At 71.9% G+C, this 25,618-nt stretch carries 21 protein-coding genes; 10 read left to right on the forward strand and 11 right to left on the reverse strand.

Annotated features, from left to right (window positions below; all coding sequences use genetic code 11):
- Positions 1–147: 147 nt before the first annotated feature.
- From JOC24_RS16180 to JOC24_RS16190, 3 genes are all read left to right on the forward strand, one after another.
- Positions 148–1,644, forward strand: coding sequence for a bifunctional phosphatase PAP2/diacylglycerol kinase family protein (locus JOC24_RS16180; protein ID WP_205020996.1), 1,497 nt, complete (start codon positions 148–150; stop codon positions 1,642–1,644).
- 99 nt (positions 1,645–1,743) lie between these two features.
- Positions 1,744–2,553: a methyltransferase domain-containing protein gene (locus JOC24_RS16185; RefSeq protein ID WP_205020997.1), complete on the forward strand. Its 810-nt coding sequence runs from the start codon at positions 1,744–1,746 to the stop codon at positions 2,551–2,553.
- A 60-nt stretch (positions 2,554–2,613) separates the two neighbouring features.
- A complete protein-coding gene (locus tag JOC24_RS16190; protein WP_205020998.1) occupies positions 2,614–2,967 on the forward strand; it encodes a VOC family protein in 354 nt (117 codons plus the stop codon).
- A 241-nt stretch (positions 2,968–3,208) separates the two neighbouring features.
- Here the strand turns inward: JOC24_RS16190 and JOC24_RS16195 are convergent, their stop codons facing one another.
- From JOC24_RS16195 to JOC24_RS16225, 7 genes are all read right to left on the reverse strand, one after another.
- Positions 3,209–3,442, reverse strand: a complete 234-nt coding sequence (locus JOC24_RS16195) for a LapA family protein (protein ID WP_205020999.1) — start codon at positions 3,440–3,442, stop codon at positions 3,209–3,211.
- A 114-nt stretch (positions 3,443–3,556) separates the two neighbouring features.
- Positions 3,557–5,344: a CocE/NonD family hydrolase gene (locus tag JOC24_RS16200; protein ID WP_205021000.1), complete on the reverse strand. Its 1,788-nt coding sequence runs from the start codon at positions 5,342–5,344 to the stop codon at positions 3,557–3,559.
- A gap of 124 nt (positions 5,345–5,468) precedes the next feature.
- The gene (locus JOC24_RS16205; RefSeq protein ID WP_205021001.1) at positions 5,469–6,413 is read right to left on the reverse strand and encodes a S66 peptidase family protein; all 945 of its coding nucleotides are present in this window, start codon (positions 6,411–6,413) and stop codon (positions 5,469–5,471) included.
- A complete protein-coding gene (locus JOC24_RS16210) occupies positions 6,410–8,410 on the reverse strand; it encodes a S9 family peptidase (RefSeq protein WP_205021002.1) in 2,001 nt (666 codons plus the stop codon). The genes JOC24_RS16205 and JOC24_RS16210 overlap by 4 nt, the downstream gene beginning before the upstream one ends.
- A gap of 87 nt (positions 8,411–8,497) precedes the next feature.
- Entirely contained in the window at positions 8,498–9,841 is a 1,344-nt protein-coding gene (locus JOC24_RS16215) for a M20/M25/M40 family metallo-hydrolase (protein WP_205021003.1), read from the reverse strand.
- A complete protein-coding gene (locus tag JOC24_RS16220; RefSeq protein ID WP_205021191.1) occupies positions 9,834–10,667 on the reverse strand; it encodes a M55 family metallopeptidase in 834 nt (277 codons plus the stop codon). The genes JOC24_RS16215 and JOC24_RS16220 overlap by 8 nt, the downstream gene beginning before the upstream one ends.
- A gap of 392 nt (positions 10,668–11,059) precedes the next feature.
- Positions 11,060–12,061 carry an aldo/keto reductase gene (locus JOC24_RS16225; protein ID WP_205021004.1) on the reverse strand — a complete coding sequence of 334 codons (1,002 nt, stop codon included), beginning with the start codon at positions 12,059–12,061 and terminating at the stop codon, positions 11,060–11,062.
- Between the two features lie 125 nt (positions 12,062–12,186).
- Here JOC24_RS16225 and JOC24_RS16230 point away from each other — a divergent pair, with 125 nt between their 5' ends.
- Positions 12,187–13,083, forward strand: a complete 897-nt coding sequence (locus JOC24_RS16230; protein WP_205021005.1) for a LysR family transcriptional regulator — start codon at positions 12,187–12,189, stop codon at positions 13,081–13,083.
- A 17-nt stretch (positions 13,084–13,100) separates the two neighbouring features.
- Here the strand turns inward: JOC24_RS16230 and JOC24_RS16235 are convergent, their stop codons facing one another.
- The gene (locus tag JOC24_RS16235; RefSeq protein ID WP_205021006.1) at positions 13,101–14,105 is read right to left on the reverse strand and encodes a chitinase; all 1,005 of its coding nucleotides are present in this window, start codon (positions 14,103–14,105) and stop codon (positions 13,101–13,103) included.
- A 293-nt stretch (positions 14,106–14,398) separates the two neighbouring features.
- Between JOC24_RS16235 and JOC24_RS16240 the strand changes: the two genes are divergently transcribed.
- The 3 genes from JOC24_RS16240 to JOC24_RS16250 are packed head-to-tail and all read left to right on the forward strand — an operon-like array spanning position 14,399 to position 18,098.
- Positions 14,399–14,797 carry a hypothetical protein gene (locus tag JOC24_RS16240; protein WP_205021007.1) on the forward strand — a complete coding sequence of 133 codons (399 nt, stop codon included), beginning with the start codon at positions 14,399–14,401 and terminating at the stop codon, positions 14,795–14,797.
- Positions 14,797–17,025, forward strand: a complete 2,229-nt coding sequence (locus JOC24_RS16245; protein WP_205021008.1) for a bifunctional polysaccharide deacetylase/glycosyltransferase family 2 protein — start codon at positions 14,797–14,799, stop codon at positions 17,023–17,025. Before JOC24_RS16240 ends, JOC24_RS16245 begins: the two co-directional genes overlap by 1 nt.
- Complete coding sequence (locus tag JOC24_RS16250; RefSeq protein ID WP_205021009.1) at positions 17,025–18,098, forward strand: acyltransferase family protein; 1,074 nt, start codon at positions 17,025–17,027, stop codon at positions 18,096–18,098. The genes JOC24_RS16245 and JOC24_RS16250 overlap by 1 nt, the downstream gene beginning before the upstream one ends.
- A gap of 52 nt (positions 18,099–18,150) precedes the next feature.
- On the opposite strand, the gene JOC24_RS16255 is transcribed toward JOC24_RS16250, so the two are convergent.
- Both JOC24_RS16255 and JOC24_RS16260 read right to left on the reverse strand, forming a co-directional pair.
- Positions 18,151–20,601, reverse strand: coding sequence for an MFS transporter (locus tag JOC24_RS16255; protein WP_205021010.1), 2,451 nt, complete (start codon positions 20,599–20,601; stop codon positions 18,151–18,153).
- Between the two features lie 199 nt (positions 20,602–20,800).
- The gene (locus JOC24_RS16260) at positions 20,801–21,244 is read right to left on the reverse strand and encodes an SRPBCC family protein (protein ID WP_205021011.1); all 444 of its coding nucleotides are present in this window, start codon (positions 21,242–21,244) and stop codon (positions 20,801–20,803) included.
- Between the two features lie 148 nt (positions 21,245–21,392).
- Here JOC24_RS16260 and JOC24_RS16265 point away from each other — a divergent pair, with 148 nt between their 5' ends.
- The 3 genes from JOC24_RS16265 to JOC24_RS16275 all read left to right on the forward strand — a co-directional run bounded on the left by JOC24_RS16265 (position 21,393) and on the right by JOC24_RS16275 (position 24,773).
- A complete protein-coding gene (locus JOC24_RS16265; RefSeq protein ID WP_205021012.1) occupies positions 21,393–22,445 on the forward strand; it encodes an Rv2578c family radical SAM protein in 1,053 nt (350 codons plus the stop codon).
- Between the two features lie 126 nt (positions 22,446–22,571).
- A complete protein-coding gene (locus tag JOC24_RS16270; RefSeq protein WP_205021013.1) occupies positions 22,572–24,164 on the forward strand; it encodes an alpha/beta hydrolase in 1,593 nt (530 codons plus the stop codon).
- A 36-nt stretch (positions 24,165–24,200) separates the two neighbouring features.
- Entirely contained in the window at positions 24,201–24,773 is a 573-nt protein-coding gene (locus tag JOC24_RS16275) for a GNAT family N-acetyltransferase (RefSeq protein WP_205021014.1), read from the forward strand.
- On the opposite strand, the gene JOC24_RS16280 is transcribed toward JOC24_RS16275, so the two are convergent.
- A complete protein-coding gene (locus JOC24_RS16280) occupies positions 24,751–25,323 on the reverse strand; it encodes an adenylosuccinate lyase (protein WP_205021015.1) in 573 nt (190 codons plus the stop codon). The genes JOC24_RS16275 and JOC24_RS16280 overlap by 23 nt on opposite strands.
- Between the last annotated feature and the right edge of the window lie 295 nt (positions 25,324–25,618).

The following is a 25,618-nucleotide window of genomic DNA, read 5'->3' on the forward strand; positions in this document are numbered from 1 at the left end:
CAACTTGTCCGGGCAATGTGTTCGGCGCGGCGGAGCGGGCGGGACGGGGTCGATTCCCCTCATTCCGTGCGATTCGACCAGAATCCGACCGACGTCACTGTGCGCGCCTCCTGGTTCACCGCCCGGTCGCAGGGTATTCGCTGTCCCATGTCGACAACGAACAGCCTCCCCTCCCCCGGCCGCTGGCGGGCCAGATTCCAGCAGCACGATCTCGCCGCGTTCCAGCGCGTTGCCGAGAGACACTGGCCCGGTGCCGATGCGGTCCTGCCCCGGCTGAGCCGCGGCGCCAACCATGGGCTGCTGTGGTTCGGGGCCGCCGCGGGCATGGCGGCGCTGGGCACCAGCGCGCGGTCCCGCCGGGCGGCGTTGCGCGGGATCGCCTCACTGGCAGTGGCGTCGGCCGCGATCAACACCGTGGGCAAGGGGGCGGTCCGCAGGGAGCGCCCCATAGTGGACCTGGTTCCGGTCATGCGGCAGCTGAAGCGGCAGCCCTACACCTCGTCCTTCCCGTCGGGGCACGCGGCGTCCGCCGCCGCCTTCGCGACGGGGGTCGCACTGGAGTCGAAGGGCTGGGGCGCCGTCGTCGCGCCGGTGGCGGCGGCCGTGGCGGCCTCCCGCGTCTACACCGGCGTCCACTACCCGAGCGACGTGCTGGCCGGCGCGGCGCTGGGCGTCGGTGCCGCGTTCGCACTGCGGGGCGTCGTACCGACCCGTGGACAGCTGCCCGCCCCCGGCAGGCCGCCGGGCGAGGCCCCGGCACTGCCCGCCGGGCAGGACCTGGTGGTCGTCGTCAACCGGGAGTCCGGCTCCGCGACCGCCGCGGCGGCCCTGATCCGCGACGCCCTGCCGCTCGCGTCCACGGTGGAGTGCGCACCGGCGGATCTGGCGGGATGCATGGAGAAGGCCGCGCGGGAGGGCAAGGCCCTCGGCGTGTGCGGGGGCGACGGCACCGTCAACATGGCGGCGGCCGTCGCGGCGACCCACAGCGTGCCGCTCGCCGTCTTCCCCGGCGGGACACTCAACCATTTCGCCTACGACCTCGGCATCGAGACGGTGCAGGACACGGTGACGGCACTGACCGCGGGCGACGCGGTCCGGGTCGACCTGGGCCGCTTCCGGCCGGGCCCGCAGGGGCCCGACGGTGCGCACGGGTACTTCCTCAACGCCTTCAGCCTGGGCGTCTACCCGGAGCTCGTCCGGACCAGGGAGCGCTGGTCGCCCAGGATCGGCGGCTGGCCCGCGGGCGTCCTCGCGGCCCTCGAGGCGCTGCGCGGCTCGCGCCCCCTGACCGCCGAGCTCCAGGGCAGGCGGCGGCCGCTGTGGCTGCTGTTCGTGGGCAACGGGCTGTTCCGGCGGGTGGGCCCCGCGCCGGGCCGCCGCCACAACCTGGCGGACGGCCTGCTCGACGTGCGCGTGGTGCACGGAGGCCGGACCCCCGGCCTCCGGCTGCTCGCCGCAGCGGTCGCCGGACCGCTGAGCCGCTCCCCCGTCCACGCGGCCGTGCGTCGCCGCAGGGTACGGCTCGCGGGGCTCACCCCGGGGACTCCGTACGCCTACGACGGCGAGGTGGCGCACTCGGGGACGGAGCTGCTCATCGACAAGCTGCCGGAGGCGCTGACGGTGTACTGCCCGATGCCCGTCTAGCTCAGCCCACATAGTAAGACAGCTATCTCATAATTCGACATCGCAGCGTACCGTCGGCCCCATCGCCCACGACTGAGGCCCAAGAGGGGACGTCCGGCCATGCCGAAGGAAACAGCCGTCTACACCCACGGTCACCACGAGTCGGTTCTCCGCTCGCACCGATGGCGGACCGCAGCCAATTCGGCGGCCTACCTGATCGCCGCCCTCCGCCCGGGCCAGGCGGTCCTGGACGTGGGCTGCGGGCCGGGCACCATCACCGCGGACATCGCCGCGCTGGTGGCGCCCGGCCGGGTGACCGCGGTCGACAGGAGCCGCGACGTACTGGACCGCGCGGCGGAGACGGCCGCCGAACGCGGTGTGGGCAACGTGGAGTTCGCCGTCGCCGATGTCCATGGCCTGGACTTTCCCGACGACTCCTTCGACGTCGTCCACGCCCATCAGGTGCTTCAGCACACGGGGGACCCGGTACAGGCTCTGCGCGAGATGCGGCGGGTGTGCCGGCCCGGCGGCGTCGTCGCGGCCCGCGACAGCGACTACGCGGCCATGGCCTGGTATCCGGAGGTGCCCGGGATGCGGGAGTGGCAGGAGCTGTACGGCCGGGTGGCCCGCGCCAACGGCGGCGAGCCCGACGCCGGACGCCGGCTGCTGTCCTGGGCGCGGCAGGCAGGCTTCACCGACGTCACCCCGACGGCGGCGGCCTGGTGCTTCGCCACCCCGGACGACCGCGCCTGGTGGAGCGGCCTCTGGGCGGACCGCACCACCGCGTCTGATTACGCGAAGCGGGCGGTGGACGGCGGCCATGCCGACGCCGCCCGGCTGACGGCCGTCTCGGAGGCCTGGCGCGCGTGGGGCGAGGAACCCGACGCGTGGTTCATGGTGCCCCACGGCGAGGTCCTCTGCCGGGCGTGATCAGTCGACAGGGCACGGAACCGATCACATCCGGCCCGGCAGGCAACTACCCTCGTGGGCATGGAGATCCTGGGAACCACGCTGCGTATCTGCGTCGACGACCTGGAGGCCTCGGTGGCCTTCTACGAGGGCCTGACCAGCACTCCGGCACTGCGCTTCGAGCGCGGCGGGGTCTCGGTGGCCGCGATCGGCTGCTTCCTGCTGATGAGCGGCCCCGAAGCCGAACTGGAGGTGCTCCGCAAGGTGTCGGCGACCATCGCGGTCAAGGACGTCGACGACGCCCACGCGGCTCTGACCCGGGTGGGCGCCAAGGTCGTCGCGGGCCCCCTGCCCACGCCGGCCGGCCGCAATCTCATCGCCCTGCATCCGGACGGCTCGGTCTTCGAGTACGTCGACCGGAACGTGCCCGCCTGACAGGTCGCGAGGGCGTGCCGGGTCGTCAGCCCGGCGGTCTGGGGCGCTCTGGAGCGTCCCGCTGCCGAGGGCGTGGTCCACCCGGAGGATCGAGGACCCGGCCCGCCCGGCTCGGTGACGGCGTCGACGATCAGGCCGGTGGCCTCTCGTGCCGGGCCGCTTCGCCGAAGTGGTCGCCGCGCAAGGCCGGGACCGAGGCCCCCGAGCCCGTCCCGCCCGCCAGGGACCGGCTGGACGGCCGTCAGCGGGCCGCACGCCGGCGGAAGAGATAGGCCCCGCAGAGGGCACCGGCCACGAAGACCCCCAGCAGCGCCGCCCAGAGCGGCATCGTGACCTTCGGGATGATCACGCGGATGGTGACCTCGGCGGTGTTCACACAGATGAAGACGATCGTCAGCACGGCCAGGAGGGTGACGGCGATCCGGGCGGGGCTGAACGCGCCCGTACTCCCGCTGTGTACGTCCTTGGGGCTCATGGGCGGCCCTTTCGCTGAGTCCTGGGCTCCGGCGGCCGGGGGCGGCGGCCCCCGGAGCCAGGATGCCTCCGTCCGGGGCCAGGAGAGCGGTGAGCGGGGCCGTACGGGTGACGGTCAGCCGACCACGGGGAGTTCCAGGACGCCGGTGTCCCCCGGGGCGCTGACCACCGTGACCGGCTTGACGCCCCTGTTGCCGAAGTAGGCCGTGTCGCTTCCGGCGACCACGAACCGCAGCCGGTGCCCGGCCTCGTACCGGTGGACGATGCCGGGGAGCTCGACGGTGAAGGGACGGGTGACGTCGGGGACGCGCACCGGCGCGACGAGCCGGTTCACCAGCTTCTGCGTCCCGTCGGGTGCCACGTCGTACACCTTGGCGAACAGCACCAGCTTGTCCGCGGCGTCGCCGCTGTTCTGGACCCGTTCCGTCTTCGGCGAGACGACCTCGAGCGTGGCCTTAGGCGCGCCGACCACGTCGAGCGGAGACGTCAGCGGCGGACCGGTCCACCCGAGGTAGGTGCCCTCGGTGTCGTAGGGCGCAGGGTCGGTGAGCCCGATGATCCCCGCGAGGGAGCTTTCGGAATGGCTCGTCGGCAGAAGCCAGTTGGCGTACTGCCGGCTGCCCCGGGCGACCTTCGAGCGGCTGTCCACCAGAGCGCCGTCGCCGGAGAGGTACATCGTGCGGGACAGGCCCGGTACGCCGGCCGCGGTGCCGTACCCGCTCCCCCAGTCCCGGTAGTAGGCGAACTCGGGGCCGGTGGAGGTGTTCTCGTCGTGGTGGAGGTACCGGTCGAACCAGGCGAGGATGCGCTGCCCGACGTAGCTGGTCTCCAGATTGCCACTGCCGAGGTCGAGTTCGCCGGGCACCGAGCCGCCGCTGTGGCCCCACGACTGCCAGATCATCTTCGTCGCGGTGCCCTGGGCCTCGAGCGCCCGGTAGGTCGCGGTGGCCTCGTTGAGGTTGAACAGGCTGTCGGCCTGGCCCTGCACGAGCAGGGTCGGCGCGGTGACACCGGACAGGTAGGAGGCCGGCGAGACGCTCCGCGCGTACGTCAGCATCTCCCGCGTCGCGGCGGTGGGGTAGCGGCCGGAGTTCAGGAGGCGGATGGTGTCGCAGGCCCGCGCGGCGAAGTGCAGGCACCCGAGGCTGCCGAAGCGCGACGGGTCGAGGCTCGGGACCAGCAGGGGCTGGCCCTCACCCATCAGGTAGAAACCGTTGCTCCACTGCCACTTGAAGACGCCGGGCGTGTCGGAGGAGACGCCCCGGGGCGCCCCGGCCGCGTTGGGTGCCAGCGAGTACGCCAGGTCGTTCCAGGTGATCAGCGGGACAAGCGCGTCGACGCGGTGGTCGGCGGATGCCGTCGCCAGCTGGACGGCTCCGCCGTACGAGCCGCCGATCATGCCCACGACCGGGTCGCCGGGTCCGTCCGAGGTGACGTAGTCGGCCTTGGTGCCGTCGTCGGCGGCGCGGGTACCGGCGAGGAAGTCGACGAGCCCGGAGGCCGCCTCTCCGTCGATCGCGGGGTCGTCGAGCGTGATGAGGCAGCCGGACCTGCCGAAACCCAGGCCCGAGTAGACGAGTCCCACGTAGCCGCGTTCGGCGAAGGACCTGCCGATCACGTCGGTGGAACCGTCGGACTTGCTGCCGCCGAAGCCGTTGGTGGCTAGGACGGCCGGGGCGGGATGCCGCGCGTCGACACCGGCCGGCCTGTAGAGGTCGGCGTCCACGGTGCAGGACCGGTCCCCGGCACGCACGGTGAACTCCAGCGCGGTGACGGTGTACCGCTCGGTCGCGGACGCCTGGGGTACGCCGGTCAGGGCGAGCGGGGCGAGAAGCGCCGCCCCCGCGAGCAAGGTGAGCGGACGGCGGAACCCGGGCACAGCGCGCGACACATGGACCTCCACACCGAGGACACCTTACCGGCCGGTAAGTGCTGGGTCCGGCCCATGCTGTGACACAGCTCATACCGCTGTCAATGTACGGGAGCCGGGTTCCGAGGGAAGCTACGCCGCGTCAGCGGCCCGCGCGTCAGACCAGCGCGGGCACTTGGGCGGTGAGCGTGCACCGGCCGCCGTCGGCCGGCGCGTCCAGCACCGCCGGCACGCCGAGCGGGACGGTCAGGGCCGTGGGCCCGTGACCGAAGCCGAGCTCCTCGACCACCGGAATCCCGAGACCGCCCAGCCGGTCGGCGAGCACGGCCCGCACCCCCTCGTACGGTCCGCACGCCTCCCACGAGCCGCACACCACCCCGGATATCCCGTCGAGGGCGCCGATCCGCAGCAGCCGGGTGAGGATGCCGTCCAGCCGGTACGGTTCCTCCCCGATGTCCTCGATCACCAGCAGGCCGCCCCGCGCGGAGGTCCTGGCCTGCGGGGTGCCGGCGTCGGCGGCGAGCAGGCTCACACAGCCGCCGTAGGTGACCCCCCGGGCCGTACCGGGGACCAGCGCGCCCGCCCCGGCCAGGCCGAGCCTCTGCGTCGACTCGGGTTCGAACAAGGTGGACCGCAGGGCCTGTTGCGTGGCGGCGTCCTTCAGGAAGACATCGGTGGCGACCATCGGGCCGTGCAGGGTCGAGAACCCGGCCCGCAGCGCGAACGCCTCGTGCAGCACGGTGATGTCGCTGTAGCCGACGAACGCCTTCGGCCCGGCCGCCCGTATCGCGGACCAGTCCAGGAGATCGACCATGCGGTGTGCGCCGTACCCGCCCCTGGCGCACAGCACCGCGTCCACGGACGGGTCGCACCAGGCCTCCTGCAGGTCCCGGGCGCGGTCCTCGTCCGTACCCGCGAGGTGGTCCAGATCCGGGTGGGTGTCGAGGGCGTGCGGCGCCACGACGGGGTCCAGGTCCCAGCCGCGCAGCACATCGAGGCCGCGCGCCATCCGTTCGGCCGGCACGGGGCCGCTGGGGGCGACGACCGCGACCCGCGCCCCGGGGCGCAGCCGGGCGGCGCGGAGCAGAGGTTCCAGGGTCACTTCGCGAGCCCCAGCCGGGGTACGTCGGGGCGGTCGATGCCGAACGTCTGAACATACAACGAGAGTTCTGCCTCCAGTGCTCGCCTCACGGTGTCGGCCCGGCGGAAGCCGTGCGCCTCCCCCTCGAAGGCGAGATAGGCGTGCGGGATGCCGCGACCCTCGATCGCCGCGAGGAAGCGTTCGCACTGGACGGGCGGGCAGATCGGGTCGTCGAGCCCCTGGAGCAGCACGAACGGCGTGGTGAGGCCGTCGGTGTGGTTGACGGGCGAGCGCTCCCGGTAGCGCTCGGGCACGTCGGCGTACGGCCCCACGAGCGATTCCAGGTACTGCGACTCGAAGTCGTGCGTCTCTCCGGTGGCCCAGCCCTCCAGGTCGAGGATCGGGTAGCTGATCGCTCCACAGGCGTAGACGTCGGTCTGGGTGAGGGAGGCGGCGGCGGTCCAGCCTCCGGCGCTTCCGCCCCGGATCGCCAGCCGGTCGCGGTCGGCCGCGCCCTCCTCGGCCAGCCCCAGGGCGACGGCAGCGCAGTCCTCCACGTCGACGACGCCCCACTGCCCGCGGAGCCGTTCGCGGTAGGCGCGGCCGTAACCGGTCGAGCCGCCGTAGTCGACCTCGGCGATGCCGATGCCCCGGGAGGTGAAGTAGGCGATCTCCAGGTCGAGTACGACCGGGGAGCGGCCGGTGGGGCCGCCGTGCGCCCAGATGACGTAGGGAGGCAGTTCACCCTCGGGCCCGGTGCGGTCGGGGTGGCGCGGCGGGTACACGTGGGCGTGGATCTCGCGTCCGGCCGGTCCCGTGAAGGTACGGATCTGCGGCTCGGGATGGTAGGCGGGGTCGACCGCGTCCCGGTGGGGCGCGCCGATGGTCCGCGTGTGGCCCGTGGCCGTGTCCAGCTCCACCACTTCGTACGACGTGTGAGGGCTCGCGGCGACGCCGACCACCCGGGTGTCCTGCACTGCGAGCGTCTCCGCCCACGCGGTCCAGGGGCCCACGGCGTCGACGAGTTCGCCGGTCTCCGGGTCGAGCACACCGAGTGCGGTGGTGCCCCGGCCGTGGACGACGGCGATCAGCCCGTTGTCCAGGAGCTGGAACCAGCGCAGGCCGATCTTCCACAGCGGCCCGCCGAACTCCTCGTTGCGCACGGCGCAGAGGCGGCTGGTGGGCACGACCGCACCGGCTACGGCATCGGGCCTGATCCGCTGCAGCTCCCACCAGCCTCCGACGTCCGACACGAAGAGCAGCGAGCCGTCCCGGTCCCACTCCACCTGGACGACGGACTCGTCGGTGTCGCCGACCAGAGGCCGGACGGCGGTGAATTCGCCCTCCGCGGTGACGTCGGCCATCTTCACGACGGTGCCGTCCCACGGCATCTGCGGGTGGTCCCATGTGATCCACGCGGCCCGGCGCCCGTCGTGCGACAGCCTGGGGCCGGTGACGAAACGGTTCCGGTCGTCGGTGAGTTCGCGTACGCCCGTGCGGTCCTCGGCGGCCGACCCGTCGAGGGGAACGGCGGCGATCACCCGCCGCACGTCGGTGGGGCCCTCCCCGGTGAACTCCTCCAGTACGCACCACACCTCGTCCCGCTCGAGGTGCAACTGCGGCTCCACCCAGCGCAGTCCTCCTCCGACGTCCGACACCGGAGTGAGCGGCCACGGCTCGGCCGGGCCGTCCGGTGCGTAGGCGTACAGCCGCTGGTCGGGGAAGTGGACGAAGACGACCAGGGGGCCGCCTTCCGCGCGCGGGGCACCGGCCCACGGCGTTCCGCCGTACTCGATGACGCGGCTGCGGGGGTTCCAGGGTTCGGGGAGCACGGACCGGGTTCCGCCGTCGACAGTGCGGCGCACGAGAGCACGCCGGCCGCCCTCGGCCGGACGTGGTTCCGTCCACCACACCTCGTCGCCGACGGTGCCGACGAACTCGGGCCGTCCGTCGTGCGAGGCGGTGAGCTCCGCGTCGATCGGTGACGGCCAAGTGCCGTACGCCTCTGTGGACACCATGGACGGTTCCCCCTCTTCGGTCGGGCAAAGCGGTTCTGCGGCGGTGCGGTTCGCCGGGCGGTGCTGTTCGTCAGGCGGTGCTGTTCGTCAGGCGGTGCGCAGGAAGTGGTCCAGGACCCGGACACCGAAGTGCAGGGCTTCGACGGGGACCCGCTCGTCGACACCGTGGAACAGCGCCTGGTAGTCGAAGCCGACGGGCAGCTTCAGCGGTGAGTAGCCGTAGCCGGTGATGCCGAGCCGGGAGAACTGCTTGGCGTCCGTGCCTCCGGACATGCAGTAGGGGACGACGTGGGCGTCCGGGTCGAACAGCTCGATGGCCGCGCGCATCTTCGCGTACGTCGGTGAGTCGACGGGGGCCTGCAGAGCCACCTCGCGGTGCTGGAACTCCCAGTCGACGCCGTGTCCGGTCAGCCGGTCCAGGGTCTCGCGGAACTCGTCCTCACCGCCGGGCACCACGCGTCCGTCGATCTGGGCGGTGGCGTGGCCGGGAATCACGTTGACCTTGTAACCGGCGTCCAGCATGGTCGGGTTGGTGCTGTTGCGCACGGTCGGCTCGACCAGGGCCGCGGCCGGGCCGAGCTTTCCGAGGAGCTCGTCCACGTCGAAGCCGGGTGCTTCGGTGTCGACGCGGATGTGGTGCAGCGCGGCGATCTCGGTGAGGGCGGCACGCACCGTCGGGGTCAGCCGCACCGGCCACTCGTGGGCACCGATCCGGGCGACGGCGGCTGCGAGCCTGCTGACGGCGTTGGCCTTGTTGACCTTGGAACCGTGTCCGGCCTTGCCCTCGGCGGTCAGCTTGAGCCAGCCCGTTCCGCGCTCGCCCGCGGCGATCGGGTAGAGCGCCATGCCGGGGCCGGCGTGGAAGGTGAAGGCCCCGGACTCGCTGATGCCCTCCGTGCAGCCGTCGAACAGCCCGGGGTGCCGGTCCGCGAGGAATCCGGCTCCGTCGTCGGCACTCGCCTCCTCGTCGGCCGTATAGGCGACGACGATGTCGCGGCGCGGTCGCACGCCCGCGCGCGCCCAGGCCCGGACCACGGAGAGGACCATCGCGTCCATGTTCTTCATGTCGATGGCGCCGCGTCCCCACACGACGCCGTCGCGCACCTCGCCGGAGAAGGGGTGCACCGTCCAGTCGTCCGCCACGGCGGGCACCACGTCGAGGTGACCGTGCACGAGGAGGGCGTCGGCTGACGGGTCGGTGCCCTCGATCCGGGCCACGACGTTCGTCCGTCCCGGGGTGCGCTCCAGGAGGACGGGCTCCAGTCCGGCCCCGGCGAGGCGCTCGGCGACGTATTCGGCGGCCGGGCGCTCGCGGCAGGTACCGTCGCCGCTGTTGGTCGTGTCGATGCGGATCAGCTCGGAGGTGAACGTCACCGCCTCCCCGAGCGCCTGCTCGTCGACCGACCCGGTGGGCCTGCTGTCCTCAGCCATACTGTTCCTCCACGGCGGCCGACACGATCGTCGTCACCGCCTTGAATGTCCGAATACCTTCGTACATGGTCCCGCTGGTGTAGGCGACGCGCCGCTCGCCGCTCGGCGCCACGCCGGGGACCACGGTCGCGGCGGACGCCAGATGCTCGGCATCGAACTCCAGCTCCACCTCGTAGGTGCCGCCGGTCACGGGTGCCCGGCGGCCGGCGAGCTCGGTCGCACCGGCGGCGGCCGCCCTGATGTCGGCGGCCGTACGGGCCGGGGTGCGGCAGACGGCGGCGTAGCGCGAGACGTAGTCCTTCACCGCGACCGTGCGCGCCCCGGGGGCGTAGCCGTGTGCGTCCTCACAGGTCAGGTCGTCGCCGGTGACCAGGATGACGGGGACGCCGTACTCCGCCGCGACATGGGCGTTGAGCAGACCCTCACTGGCTCGGACCCCGTTCAGCCAGACGCCGGTGATGGAGTTCGCGAGGTAGGTGTGGGCGAGCACGCCCTCCGTGCCGGCGCCGGTGTGGTAGCCGATGAACGCCACGGCGTCGACGTCGCCGTGCTGGATGCCCTCGACCATGGAGAGCGACTTGTGCTTGCCGGTGAGCATCTGGACGCGGTCGTCGAGCCGCTCAAGGAGCAGATTGCGCATGGTCCAGTGGGCCTCGTTGACCAGGACCTCGTCGGCACCCCCGTCGTAGAAGCCGAGTGCCGCGGCATTCACGTCGGAGGTGAAGAACGAACGGCACCGCTCCCACTGCGGGGTGCCAGGCAGCACATCGGCCGGCCAGGTCACTCCGGTGGCGCCTTCCATGTCGGCGCTGACGAGGATCTTCACGCTCACCGCTCCCTTACTCGCAGGTCAACCCTATGGGATGCCCTGTCGGCGTCCCCTCCCGGCATCGGCCCCCGCCACTCTCGGACAGATCCTCAACGCTGTCCAGTTCCCTTCACCGGTCACCGGCCGGGTCGTCCTGGGCCCGCACGTCTCGGGCGACCCGCCCCGGCGGGAGGTACGGGGCCGGCGGGTACGGGCCGCCTTCGCCGATGTCGCCACGGCTCGGGACCGGCGGGAGTTCTGTGGCAGCGGGGCCGCGAACGGGTTCGGGCCGCCCGTCCGGTCCGGCGAGGACATCAGCGGGCGGCCCGAGTGGGGCAACGGGTTGCCGGCACGCGGCTTCGGCACGGGACGGACCGCACACGGCGCCGTCACGGGGCGGCCGCAGCCCGTCAGCCCCGGGCCGCGCCCTTGAGCAGCTCGTCGATCCGCGCGAGCTCGTCCTCGCCGAACTCCAGGTTGCTGAGCGTCGCCACGCTGTTCTCCAACTGGCCGACGCTGCTGGCGCCGACGACGGCGGAGGTGACCCGGCCTCCGCGCAGAACCCAGGCGAGCGCCATCTGGGCCAGCGACTGTCCGCGCCCCAGGGCCAGTTCGTTCAGCGCGCCCAGTCGGCTCACCAGGTCCGGGGTGACGGCCTCGGCCGACAGGAAGGGGCTGCTCCCCGCCGCACGCGATCCCTCCGGGATGCCGTGCAGATAGCGGTCGGAGAGGATGCCCTGCTCCAGGGGGGAGTACGCGATGGAGCCGGTGCCGAGCTCGTCCAGCGCGTCCAGCAGTCCGTCCTCGACCCAGCGGTCGAGCATGGAGTAGCGCGGCTGGTGGATGAGGAGGGGGGTGCCGAGCTCGTTCAGGATGCGGGCGGCCTCACGGGTCTGCTCCGCGGAGTAGTTGGAGACGCCGACGTAGAGCGCCTTGCCCTGGCGGACCGCCGTGTCGAGCGCGCCCATCGTCTCCTCGAGCGGGGTGTCGGGGTCGAAGCGGTGGGAGTAGAAGATGTCGACGTAGTCGAGGCCGAGCCGGTTGAGGCTCTGGTCCAGCGAGGAGCGCAGGTTCTTGCGGGAGCCCCACTCCCCGTACGGGCCCTCCCACATGTGGTAGCCCGCCTTGGTGGAGACGACGATCTCGTCGCGGAGTCCGGCGAAGTCCGTCTTCAGGGCCCGGCCCATGGCGGTCTCGGCGGAGCCGGGCGGCGGGCCGTAGTTGTTGGCGAGGTCGAAGTGGGTGACGCCGAGGTCGAAGGCCCGGCGCAGGATCGCACCCTGGCTCTCGGGGGTCCGGTCGCCTCCGAAGTTGTGCCAGAGCCCGAGGGACAGCGCGGGGAGCAGCAGGCCGCTGCGTCCGGTGCGCCGGTAGGGCATGGCGGTGTAACGGTCGGCGGACGGAAGGTACATAGCGAGCACTCCACGGGGCACGGCACAGCGCGCCAGGTCTGGTGCGCGCCCCCAAGCCTGACGGAGATCGATCCAGCGGTCCAACAGGAGATTCCGCTGGGATTCATCGGCTAGATTGCTCAATCATGGAACTGCGTCAGCTGGAGCACTTCGTCGCCGTCGCCGAGGAGCAGCACTTCACCCGCGCGGCCGAGCGTCTGGCCGTGTCCCAGTCCGGGCTGTCCGCTTCCGTCCGGGCACTGGAGCACGAGCTGAAGACGCCGCTGTTCAGCCGCACGACACGTACGGTCCGGCTCACCGAGGCGGGGACGGCCCTGCTGGTGGAGGCGGAGCGCACCCTGGCGGGTGCCAGGGCGGCGCGGGACGCCGTCGACGCCGTACGGGGGCTGCTGCGCGGCACGCTGACGCTGGGGGTCGAGCAGTGCGTGGCCGGGGTCAGCACGGCGCGGCTGCTCGCGGCCTTCCACCGCGAGCACCCGCACATGGAGATCCGACTGCGGCAGGAGGGCACGTCCAGCCTGCTGGAGGGGGTGGCGGGCGGACGGCTGGACCTCGCGTTCGCCGCGACCGTCAGCCCGTCCGAGTGGCGGGGCGAACTCGTACCGCTGGCCCGGGAGCCCATGGTCGTCCTGTGCGCCCCCGGCCACCGGTTCGCCCAGGAGGGTGCGCGGGTGGCCTGGGGCGATCTGCGCGGCGAGTCGTTCATCGACTTCCACCCTGACTGGGGGCCCCGGCGCGCCGCGGACGAGGCGTTCGCCGCGGCCGGGGTCCGCCGTAGCACGGTGGCCCTCGAGGTCAACGACGTGCACAGCCTGTTGGAACTGGTGCACGAGGGCCTCGGGATCGCGGTGGTGCCGCATCACTTCTCCCGCAAGCCGGAGGCGCGGGACCTGGTCGCCGTCGAGCTCGGGGGAACCCGGAGGCCGGTCTACGAGAGTGTCGTGGTGCTCCCGCCCGCCCGGGCCATGAGCCCGGGGGCGAAGGCCCTGATGACACTGGTCCGGGAGACCCCGCTGCGCTGAGCCCGCCCGGCCGGCACTCAGCCGCTCAGCGCTTCGGCGAACTCGCCCACGTCCTGGTCCACTCCGCTGCAGCTGTCCGAGGCTGTGGACGTGTCCTCGTCCGAGGCGCACTCCCGGTCACGGAAGGCCGCCCACAGGGAGAGCGCGCCGACCCCCCGGCGGGTGGCGAAGGAACGCAGTGAGGCGGCGTCGTCGAGGGTGAACGTCTCCCCCGACACGTCGTTGACACCGACCATCACCGTGATGTGGAGCGCCTTCCACGCCGCCTCCTGCGACAGCCCGAGGAGGTCGACGAGCTGATCGTGGGCGGCTTGCGCGGCCTCCTCGGCGTAGTCGCCCATGTCGCCGCTGTGGGAGGTGCTGTAGTTCATCGCCATGATGTTCACCGCCGAGATGTCGACGCCCTGGTCCACAGCGTCCTCCAGGACGGCCGTCCCCGTGTCCTCCAGCCCGTCGGGCATGACGGGGAGGGTGTAGGTGACGTCGAGGTCGCGTTTCTCCTGGAGCAGGGCGAGAGCCCTGTTGCGGAGGGTGACGGACGCGGTGTCGGTGAGCGCGTCGCCCTCGATGTCGAAGTCGGCCTTCGTGGCGCCGACGGCATCGAGCACCTCCGCGTAGGCGTCGGCCAGTTCCTCCGCGTCGTCGCAGGCCAGCGCGGCCTCGGTGCCCGCGGCGCCGCCGAAGGAGATTCGGATGTCCGCGCCGGTTGCGGTGAGCGCGTCGACGCGGGCCGCCACTGCCGCACTCGTGGCCGCCGTGGTGCCGCCCCAGAGCGGGGTGCAGCCCGACGCGTCGGAGGTGACGAAGGCCAGGTTGTACGTGTCTGGGGACCCCGCGCCGTCGGATTCGGCGGCGGTCGTGGCGCTCACGTACGGCGTGTAGTCGGGCTTCGCGGCGGCCGGCGGAGGCGGTGCGTACCCGTTCGTCTGATCGGCGACGCCGCCCGTCGAGCAGGCCGAGCAGGCGAGGCCGAGCGCGACCAGTCCGGCGACGACCGAGGAGACCCGTGTGCTCCTTTGCATGACGTATGTGCACCTGCTCTCGGGAAGTCGTCCGGGACGGCAGCCGGCGCTGCCAGGACGCCTCGAACCTCTCACACCACGAGCCCGCGCGAAGACACAGGGAATTCACGGAAGAGCTCAGGAAACGGCCGCCGTGTGCCGGCAACTCCCCCGCCAGGGCGGCTTCGAGCGATGTCGAGTGGGCCCACCGCACCCGGCGCACTCTCAGCGGTCCGACAGGTTCGGGCCCGTTTCACAGGCGACGGCCAGGAAAGCTCCAGACTTCGCACAAACAGCTTCGCCACCATGCGCACATGCAATCCGACCCCGTCATCGACAAAGACCCGGCGCCGCGCGGCCGACGCCGGGCACACGCCGGCCCGGCCCGCTCGGCCGAGCGTCACGGCACGGCCGCGCACCGCCACGAGGGGCCCGTCTTCGTGGACAGCTCCGGGCGCCGGGCCAGGCTGCTGCGCCGCGCCGGCATGCTGCTGGGCACCGTATGCGTCGGTTACGCCGCCGTGCTGGGGCTCGCCTTCATGGGCGGTATCTCCCTGACGCCGGCCCAGTTGCTCCCCTTCGACGGCGGCCCGGCGGCGGAAGCCGGCCCGGGCGGCCGGATGCGGCCCGGTCACGGCATGCCGCCGGACGGCACCACACCCCCGAGCGATGCCCCTACGCCGCCGGCGTCGGCGTCGGGCGAGGCGAACTGATGGCCGCTCCGCGCCGTCGGCACGCCACGCCCGGCAGGATCGGCCGCGTAGGGCGCCAGGCCGCTCCCGGGCCTCGCGTGATCATGGCTCTGCTGCTGTTGCTCGGGCTCGTCTGCATGCTGCTGCTGGACGGCTATCTGCGCTCCGAGGTCGGCAACGACCAGCGGGTGCGCTCCGAGGCGTCCGCGGACACGGTGCCCGACGAGGTACTGGAGGGCGGGCCCCTCTTGAGCTTCCCCGGCGGCACCGCCCGTACGCGGTCCGTGCCGGACAGGACCATCGTGCTGACCTTCGACGACGGCCCCGATCCGGAGTGGAGCGGGAAGGTGATGGACATCCTGGACGAGAACGACGTGCCGGGCACCTTCTTCCTCGTCGGCTCGATGATCTCGCGCTATCCGGACGTCGTCCGCAGGATGGTCGACGAGGGCGACGAGGTGGGGGTCCACACCTTCACGCACGTCGACCTCTCCTATCAGAGCGAGGCCCGCGTCAAGCGGGAGATCGCCCAGACCCAGCTCGCCCTGGCGGGTGCCGCGGGCATCACGACGACGCTGTTCCGCGCCCCGTACTCGTCGAGGACCGATGCGATCGACGACTACAGCTGGCCCGTCTACGAGCGTCTGGGCGCGATGGGCTACACCAGCGTGTTCATCGACACCGACAGCGAGGACTGGCAGCAGCCGGGAGTCTCCAAGATCGTGGAGTGGGCGACACCGGAGGACGGCGAGGGCGCCTCGGTCCTGTTCCACGACGCGGGTGGCGACCGCTCCGAGACGCTGGCGGCGCTGCCGAAGTACATCAAGAAGATGAAGGCGAAGGGCTACACCTTCACCACCGTCAGCGGCGCACAGCAACAGGCCGCCGCAGGGGAGGGCCGTGCGGCACAGGGCGGATCCGCGCAGGCGGGCATCGCCCAGTCCGACGCCGAGCAGGCCGCCCACCGCCGGGCGGACACCGCCAGCGTGTGGGAGGGCCGCGCTCTGCTCGCGGCGGTGGCGGTCGCGGAATGGATCGTGCCGGGCCTGGCCACCGTCCTGGGTGTCGTCGGCGTGGCGGTCCTGGGCCGCTTCGGCATGATGCTCCTGCTCGCACGGCGCCACTACCGGCGGCGCAACAGACGCCGGTTCACCTGGGGACCCGAGGTCACGGGGCCGGTGAGTGTGATCGTTCCGGCGTACAACGAGAAGGAGTGCATCGCCGCCACGCTCGGGTCCCTCGCCGCGAGCACGCATCCGATCGAGATCGTGGTCGTCGACGACGGTTCGACCGACGGCACCGCGGAGATCGCCGAATCGCTCGGTCTGCCCGATGTCCGGGTGATCCGGCAGGAGAACGCGGGCAAACCCGCCGCCCTCAACAACGGTGTGCGGCAGGCGCGTCACGACATCGTCGTGATGATGGACGGCGACACCGTCTTCGAGCCCGACGCGGTTCACCAGCTCGTGCAGCCGTTCGCCGACCCGGGTATCGGCGCGGTCGCGGGCAACGCGAAGGTCGGCAACCGGTCCACGATGATCGGCGCCTGGCAGCACATCGAGTACGTGATGGGCTTCAACCTGGACCGCAGGATGTACGACCTGCTGCGCTGCATGCCCACCATCCCCGGTGCCATCGGAGCCTTCCGCCGCCAGGCCGTCCTGGAGGCCGGCGGGATGAGCGAGGACACGCTGGCCGAGGACACCGACATCACCATCGCGCTCCACCGCGCGGGCTGGCGCGTCGTCTACGCCGAGCACGCCCGCGCCTGGACCGAAGCACCGGCTTCGCTCGGACAGTTGTGGCGTCAGCGCTACCGCTGGAGCTACGGCACGATGCAGGCGCTGTGGAAGCACCGCCGGTCCGTCACCGACCGGGGTCCCTCCGGGCGCTTCGGGCGGGTCGGCATGCCCCTCGTCGTCCTCTTCCAGATCGTCACACCGGTCTTCGCCCCGCTCATCGACGTCTTCACCGTCTACGCGATGGTCTTCGTGGACTTCCGTGCCTCGTTGCTCGCCTGGCTGGCGATCCTGGCCGTGCAGTTGCTCTGTGCGGCGTACGCCTTCCGTCTCGACGGGGAGAAGTACCGGTACCTGCTGATGCTCCCCCTCCAGCAGCTCGCGTACCGGCAGTTGATGTACCTGGTGCTGATCCACTCCTGTGTCACGGCCGCGACCGGCGGCCGGCTCCGCTGGCAGAAGCTGAAGCGCACCGGCGAGGTCGGCGCGCCCCACGTGGGGGCCTCGTAGTGGCGGGGACGCACCGCAGGACGGCGCTCGCGCCGTCCTGCGCGGGCTCCACAAACGCCGTCCGCGACCGGTCCTTCGACGTGCTGCGGGCCGTGGCGCTCGTCCGGGTGGTGATCTACCACACCTTCGAGTGGCCCTGGCTGGGCTACGTCTTCCCCTCCATGGGCGTGATGTTCGCGCTCGCCGGATCACTCATGGCCCGCTCGCTGGAACGGCCGGCTCCCGGTGTCCTCCGCAGCCGACTGCGGAGGCTGCTGGTCCCGGTGTGGGTGTTCGGCCTGGCGCTCGGGGTGGCGATGCTGCTCCACGGCTGGGTGCCGGGCCCGGACGTGCTGCTCTGGGTGCTGCCGGTAGGTGATCCGCCCGGCAACGCGTGGGGCGAGCAGGCCTGGGCGGTGCTCTGGTACCTGCGCGCCTACCTGTGGTTCGTGCTGCTCTCACCTCTGCTCCTGCGTGCCTTCCGGCTCGCCCCTCTCCCCGTGCTCGGCCTGTCCCTGGCGCCGGCCGTGGTCCTGGAGACGGTGTCCGGCGTACCGGACGGCCGGCTGGGGAGCGCGCTGACTGACGCGTCCGTGTTCCTGTTCTGCTGGCTGCTGGGCTTCGCGCACCGTGACGGTGTGCTCGACCGGCTGCGCGGCCCGGGGGCGGTGGCCCTCGCGGCACCGCTTATGGCCGCGGGGGCCTGGTGGGCGGCCGGGCACCCGGTGGAGGGTACGTACGACCTGGACGACATCCCGCTCGCACAGGCGCTGTGGTCGGCGGGTTTCGTGCTGCTCCTGCTGCGGTTCGGACCCCGCTTCGACGGGCTCGCGCGGCATCCGGTGGCCGACCGGGTCGTCACCGTGTTCAACGCCCGGGCGGTGACGGTCTACCTCTGGCACGAGGTGGCACTGATGGCCGCGGTGCCGCTGGTCGACCTGATGTGGGAGGTGCCCGCGCTGGAGCGGCGTCTGCCGCTGGACAGCCTGTGGGTGCAGTTCGGCGTCGCGTGGGTGCTGATCGCGGCCGCGGTGGCGTGCTTCGGCTGGGTCGAGGACGTCGCGGCGAGGCGGAAGCCCCGTCTGCTGCCGTGAGGCAGAGGGTGCGCGGGACACTCCGCACACCCCCTGTACGGCTGACCGGCCGTCAGTCCTCGTGCCCCAGTTGGAGATCGCGTTCGGTCCGTCCTCCTCCGGGGAGCTGGAGCACGGTGGCGACCGGCGGGTAGCCTGCGGCGATCACGGTGTACTCACCGGTCGACAGGTCCACGAAGCGGAACGCCCCGTCGGAGCCGGTGGTGAGGGTGTCGACCACGTTGCCCGCCGCGTCCAGAAGCGTGACCCTGGCGTCCTCGACGGCGCGTCCGCCGGGGGCACGCACGATCCCGCGCAGCACGGCGCCGCCGGCCAGCTCGATGTCCTGCCTGGTCTCCCTGGCGGCCTGCACGCTGACCGGGAGGGCGGCGGGACGGAAGGCCGGGGCGCTGGCGGCCAGGGTGTACTCACCGGCCACCAGTTCGCTGATGACATAGGCGCCTTCGCGCCCGGTCCGGGTGCTCGCGACCACTTCGCCCCGTACGTCGGTGAGCGTGACCGCCGCGTCGTGGACGGGCGCGCCGTCAGGTGTGAGGACCGCTCCGGCGAGCCGTCCCGCCCCGCCCAGCACCACGTCCAGCTCCACCGGTCGCTCGCCGACCGTGACACTGACGGCCTGCGGCTGGTGCCCGCCGGCCGCTGCGATCAACACGTAGGAGCCGGCCCCGGGCGCGCTCAGCGCGTACCGCCCGTCGCCGCCGCTGGCCCCGCGTCCGACCTGCCGCCCCTGACCGTCGATGAGCGTGAGCGCGGCCCGGCCCACTGCGGTGCCGTCGGGGTGCTGGACGCACCCGCGCACCGGGGTACCGGAGGGCGGAGCGGGCTGCTGCGGGCCGGGATCGGTGCGGGCCATGGGGATCGTGGAGTGCTCCGCGGCCGGGTCGGGGGCCGTCTGCGGGGTGTGGTGGGACACCAGCGGTTTCTCCTTGAGGAAGAAGGCGAGGAACAGGCCGAGCAGAAGCACCGGCACCAGGTAGAGGAAGATCCGCGGCATGGCGTCGGCGTACGCCTGGATGTAGGCGTCGCGCAGCGCCGGCTCCATGGCGTGGACCAGCTGCGGAGTGATCGACTCGGGGTCGGGCAGATCGGCTCCGGAGGGAAGCCGCACCCCGAGCGCGTCCGCGAGCCGCCCCGCGAACAGGGTGCCGAAGATGGCTGCGCCGACGCTGCCGCCGATCTGCCGGAAGTAGTTGTGGGCGCTGGTGGCGGTGCCGAGGTCGGACTGACGTACGGAGTTCTGCACGGCCAGCACCAGGATCGACATGACGAGGCCGATCCCGATGCCCAGGACCGCCTGCCAGACGCCGTACTCCAGCGCCGACGTGTCGGTGTCGAGGAGGGAGAGGAGCCACATCCCGACGGTCGACACGGCTCCGCCCACGAGCGGGTAGACGCGATAGCGGCCGGTACGCGAGACCAGCTGTCCCGAGACGACGGAGGCGATGACGATGCCGCCCATCATGGGCAGCATCAGCAGCCCCGACTCGGTGGCGGACACCCCCTCGACCATCTGGAGGTACGTCGGAAGGTAGCTGGCGGCCCCGAAGAGCGCGACTCCGACGACCGCGCCCACCAGTGAGGTGACGTTGAAGACCGAGTCGCGGAACAGCCTCAGCGGGATGACGGGTTCGGCGGCGCGGTGCTCGACGACGAGGAAGAGCAGGGTCGTTCCGGCGGCCCCGGCGGCGAGTCCCAGGATGGTGCGCGAACCCCAGGCGTACTCCGTACCGCCCCAGCTGGTGAGCAGCACCAGGCAGGTCGACGCCGCGGCCAGCAGCAGCGCCCCCAGCACGTCGAGGCGGGGGCGGACCGACGGCTTGGGCAGCTTGAGTACGACCGCGATGACGGCCAGGGTGACGATGCCGAACGGCACGTTGATGTAGAAGCACCAGCGCCAGGAGGCGTGGTCGGTGAAGAAACCACCGAGCAGCGGCCCCGCGACGGAGGCGAGGCCGAAGACGGCTCCGATGAGGCCCATGTAGCGGCCACGTTCCCTCGCCGGGACGATGTCGGCGATGATCGCCTGCACCCCGATCATGAGGCCGCCCCCGCCGATGCCCTGGACGGCCCGGAAGGCGATGAGTTCGTCCATGGTGCGCGACCAGCCCGCGAGGGCGGAGCCGATGACGAAGATGATGATGGCGAACTGGAAGACGCTCTTGCGGCCGAAGAGGTCGCCGAGCTTCCCGTAGATCGGCAGGCCGATCGTGGAGGCGAGCAGATAGGCGGTGACCGCCCAGGACATCTTGTCCAGCCCGTGCAGCTCTCCGACGATCTTCGGCAGAGCGGTGGCGACGATCATCTGGTCGAGCGCCGCGAGCAGCAGGGTGAGCATCAGCCCGAGGAAGACCAGCCGAACCCTGCGGGGGCTGATCTCGTCCGGCGGGGCGGGCGGTCCGGCGGCGGTCGGCGGCGCGGGCGGCTCGGCCTCCACGACGGTGCCGGGCGGCCCGAACTCCGTGCCTCCCGGCTCGTCCTTCACCAGAGTGATCCCACCCACCACGTGACGCTCCCCTCATCGCAGCTGCGCCGCCCATTTCTCGCATCAGGTGGCAAGGCGGGGCAAACGCGAACAGGCGCGCGCACGGCGCGCGTAGAGGGCTTATGCGCCGGTGGGAGGCACTACGGCGCGCAACCGGCCACCCGGGAAAACCACCCGTTCCGGTGAGGCCGGCCGCACGCCAACAGCAGGGGGCTCAGGCTTACTTCTCGACCTCGGCGGCGAGGTTCTGCAGCAGTTCGCCGTAGATCCGGCCGAGTCCCTTGGGCGCGAAGGTCTTCTCGAAGAAGCCTCCGATGCCGCCGGCGCCGTTCCACACGGTCGAGACGACGGCCCTGGACCTGCCCTCGCCCGCGGGGGTGACGGTCCAGGTGGTGACCATCGAGGAGTTGCGGTCCTTCTCGATCAGCTGCCCGTCCGTGGGCTCGGTGACCTCGAGCAGGCAGTCACGGACCCGCTTGCTCGTGGCCTGGAGCTTCCAGTGGACTAGGGTGCCTTCGCCGTCTCCGCCCTCGCGCACCTCGTACTCGCTGAAGTGGCCGGTCAGCACCTTGCCCCGGACCTCCTTGTAGTCGGCCAGCGCATCGAACACCGTCTCTGCGTCCGCCGCGATGATCCGCTCTGTCGTGGCCTCGACCTGCGCCATGCCTGCTCCTCCAGCACTCGGTTGTTCGGGGTGCTGCTGAGCCAACCACCTCGGGTACGGCCCCTCAAAATCGGGTCCCGTGCTCCGCCGCGCACGATCAAGGGAACACATGTTCTATTCTCTGCTGAGTGCTACCGAGGAGGCGTGCATGCGCTGGGACAATCTGGCAGAGAACACCGCAAAGCCGGGTGAGGGCGCGCTCTTCGCCGCGGCCGCGGTGACGACGCGCACCTTCGACACCCCGGAATTCAAGGGGATCACCTTCCACGAGATCCGGGCCCGCTCGATCGTGAACCGGGTGCCAGGGGCCTCCCGGATGCCGTTCGAATGGACCGTGAACCCGTACCGGGGCTGCTCCCACGCGTGCGTGTACTGCTTCGCACGCAAGACCCACACCTATCTGGACCTGGACACGGGGATCGGTTTCGACTCCCAGATCGTCGTGAAGGTCAACGCTCCCGAGCTGCTGAGCCGGCACCTGGCCTCCCGCCAGTGGCAGGGCCAGCACATCGCGATGGGCACGAACGTCGACTGCTACCAGCGGGCCGAAGGCCGCTACCGGCTGATGCCCGGCATCATCGCGGCCCTTCGCGACCACGCGAACCCCTTCTCCATCCTCACGAAGGGCACCCTGATCATGCGCGACCTGGACTTGTTGCGGCAGGCCGCCGAGGTCACCGAGGTGGGCGTCTCCGTGTCCGTGGGGTTCACCGACCCCGAGCTGTGGCGCACGGTCGAGCCGGGCACGCCCTCCCCCGAGCGCCGCCTGGATGTCGTCCGCGCCATGACGGACAGCGGGATCGGCTGCGGAGTCCTGATGGCACCGGTCATCCCCTTCCTCGGTGACCACCCCGATCAGCTGCGCGCCACGGTCCGCGCCGTGGCCGCCGCCGGGGCGACCTCGGTCACCCCGCTCGTCCTGCACCTGCGGCCCGGCGCCCGTGAGTGGTTCATGCGGTGGCTCGCACAACACCACCCGCACCTGGTGCACCGGTACGAGCGGATGTACGCCGACGGGGCGTACGCGCCGACCTGGTACCAGCGGGGCATCACCCGCCGGGTGCACGAGCTCGCGGCCGAGTTCGGCATCGGCCCGGCCGACCGCGGCGGCGCCCGCCGCACCGCCCGCACCGCCCGCGACGACCCGGCGTCCCTCCCGGACGCTCCCGGAGCGGGCCCCACCCAGCTGTCGCTGCTCTGACGGCGGCGGTCCGCGCACCGAACGGGTCAACTCCGGCCGACATGTGTCGTTCGGCATCCGGATCCGGGAAGCATGCGGCCGGGGCTGTGCCACCCACAGCCGCATCGCCCGACCACGGGAGGCCGTATGACGAAACGTGCAGGAATTCTGGTGGCCGTCGGCGCCACGGTCGCGGGCCTGGTGACCGCCGCACCGTCCGCCGCGTCCGCACCCTCCGCCGGGACGGACACGGCGGCACCACGCGTCGCCGCGCCGCTCAAGTGGACCGACTGCGGGACGAAGGCGTATCCGACCTTGCAGTGCTCGACCGTCCGCGCGCCACTGGACCATGACAACCCGTCGGGCAGGCCGGTCACCCTCGCCCTCTCCAGGATCCCGCACACGGCGAAGACATCGCAGGGGCCGCTGCTGGTCAACCCCGGCGGTCCGGGCGGCAGCGGCCTCTCGATGGCGGGCTTCGTGGCGTCCTCGCTGCCCGCGAAGCTCGCCGCGCAGTACGACGTGATCGGGTTCGACCCGCGCGGGGTCGGGAAGAGCACCCCCGCCCTGAACTGCCTGCCGAGGTACTTCGACCCCGTACGCCCTGACACCGTGCCTGACTCCTACGAGGCGGAGCAGACCGCGCGCAACCGGGCCGCGTCCTTCGCGGCCGCGTGCGGCGAGAAGCACGGGGACCTGTTGCCGTACATGGACACCGTCAGCGCCGCGAAGGACCTCGACGTCATCCGCCGGGCCCTGGGCGCCCGGCAGGTCAACTACTTCGGCTACTCCTACGGCACGTACCTGGGCGCGGTCTACGCCAAGCTGTTCCCCGAGCGCGTCCGCCGCCTCGTACTGGACTCGGTCGTCGACCCGGACGGCGTCTGGTACGAGGACAACCTCGCCCAGGACCACGCCTTCGACGCTCGCCACAAGGCCTTCGCCGCATGGGTCGCGAAGAACGACGCGACGTACGGTCTCGGCAAGGACCCCGCCCGGGTGGAGACCGCCTGGTACGGGATGCGCGACGCGGTGAAGAAGCACCCCGCCGCCGGCAAGGTCGGGCCGGGCGAGCTCGAGGACACCTTCATGCCCGGCGGCTACTACGACGGCTACTGGCCGCGCCTCGCCGAGGCGTTCGCGGCGTACGTGAACGACAAGGACCAGGACGCGCTCGCCACGGCGTACGAGGACTTCGCCGCCGTCGACAAGGCAGGCGAGAACGGGTACTCCGTCTACACGGCCGTGCAGTGCCGCGATGCCGGCTGGCCCCGCGGCTGGAACACCTGGCGCAACGACACGTGGCAGGCGCACCGCAAGTCACCGTTCATGACGTGGAACAACACCTGGTACAACGCCCCGTGCGCCACCTGGCCGGTGGAGGCCCTGGAGCCCGTGCGGGTCACGAACGACCGGATCCCGCCGGCGCTGATCTTCCAGGCCACCGACGACGCGGCCACGCCCTACGAGGGTGCCGTGACCATGAGCCGCAGGCTCAAGGGCTCCGGCCTCGTCGTCGAGCAGGGCGGCGGCAACCACGGAATCACGCTGAGCGGCAACGGGTGCCTGGACAAGCACCTGGTGGCCTACCTCACCGACGGCACCCTCCCCACCGGCGGCGGCAGCGGCGCGGACGCGGTCTGCGCCGCCCAGCCGGAGCCGAAGGCCGCCCCCACCTCGAAGGCGGGCGCGAACACGAAGGGCAGCATGCTGCACGGGCTGCTCGGCTTCCGCCGCTGAGAAATACCGGGCACCGCACCGGGGGCGTACGCCAGGATGGGCCGCGTGACCACTCGGCCCGATCCCGCGTACGCCCCCGGCGTGCGCATACGCGACATGACGCTCGACGACTGCACCGCCGCGGCGGAGATACGGGTGCGCGGATGGCAGCACGCCTACGCGGGTCTGATCCCGCAGACCTACCTGGACGCGATGGACATCGCCGAGGACGCCGAGCGGCGGCGCGCGCACCTCTCGGCCCACGGCGGACCGGTGAACCTGGTGGCCGAGGCCCCGGACTCCACGGTGACCGGCTGGGCCTGCTACGGCCCGTCCCGCGACGAGGGCGCCCGGCCCGGGAGCGCGGAGGTGTACGCGATCTACGTGCGGCCGGGCATCATCGGCACGGGCACCGGGCGTGCGCTTTTGGGCGAGGTGACCGCCCGTTCGGCGGCGGACGGGTTCGACGAGATGACGCTCTGGGTGCTGAAAGGGAACGTCCGCGCCCGGCGCTTCTACGAGCGGGCGGGGTTCGGGCCGGACGGCGCCGAGGAGCCCTTCGAAGCGGGGGGTGCCGTGGTGCCGGAGGTCAGGTATCTCCGCCCGCTCAGGCCTCCGGCAGCCGCCTGAGGGCCTCTGCCGCCGCCGAGCCGAGACGTGGGTGCGGCAGCGCGGCTTCCAGGACGGGGCGGGCCCTGTCGTCCCCCAGCCTCCCCAGCCCCTCGACGCAGGCCAGCGCCACGCGCCAGTGCGGCTCGTCGGAGGTCAGCAGCCGGTGCAGGGTGCTCACCAGGGCGGGCACCGACTCGGGTGCACGCAGGGCGGTGAGCAACCGCACCGGGTGCAGGGCGTAGGCGGTCCGCATGCTGTTCGTGGCGAGCGCGGCCGCGGCCCTGGGCGTCCGGGGGTCACCGAGGAGCCGGAGTGCGTGGGCGGCCGATACGCAGCGTTCGGGATCGCGGTGGTTGAGGAGGAGCACCAGCGCCTCGAAGGCCCGGCGGTCGCCGCGGCAGCCGAGCCGGAACGCCGCGATCTCGCGTGCCCACAGCGGGCGTTCGCGCTCCACGAGGACCAGGGCCAGTTTCTCGTGGTCCTCAGTGGCGAGCAGCATCCGGAAGACCTCGGACTCACCTGCCTCGTCGCCGAGCCTGTCCGTCAGCGAGCGGAACTCCTCATCCATGACGGTGAGTTTAGCGACGCATACGCAGGGTGTTCGGCTCGGGGTGCCCCCGTCCGAGCGGGTCGGAGAACTGTGTGCCAGTGCACAGGCAGCCAGGGCTGGCGCGCTCGTTACTCGCCGGTTAAGCTCAGGTGAGCGGGATACACACCCGCTGGCTCCGATGGCCTGGTGACGCAGCCATCCGGAGTGCTTGTCGGTTCGGCAGTTCGTGAGACGCGGCTCGGGACAGAGCCCGTCACCTCATCCCCGTGTGCCGTGTGCACCCGGGACCGTGCACCACGACACCAATTCCCGC

This window comes from Streptomyces sp. HB132 (genome assembly GCF_016909575.1).
Classification (GTDB): domain Bacteria; phylum Actinomycetota; class Actinomycetes; order Streptomycetales; family Streptomycetaceae; genus Streptomyces.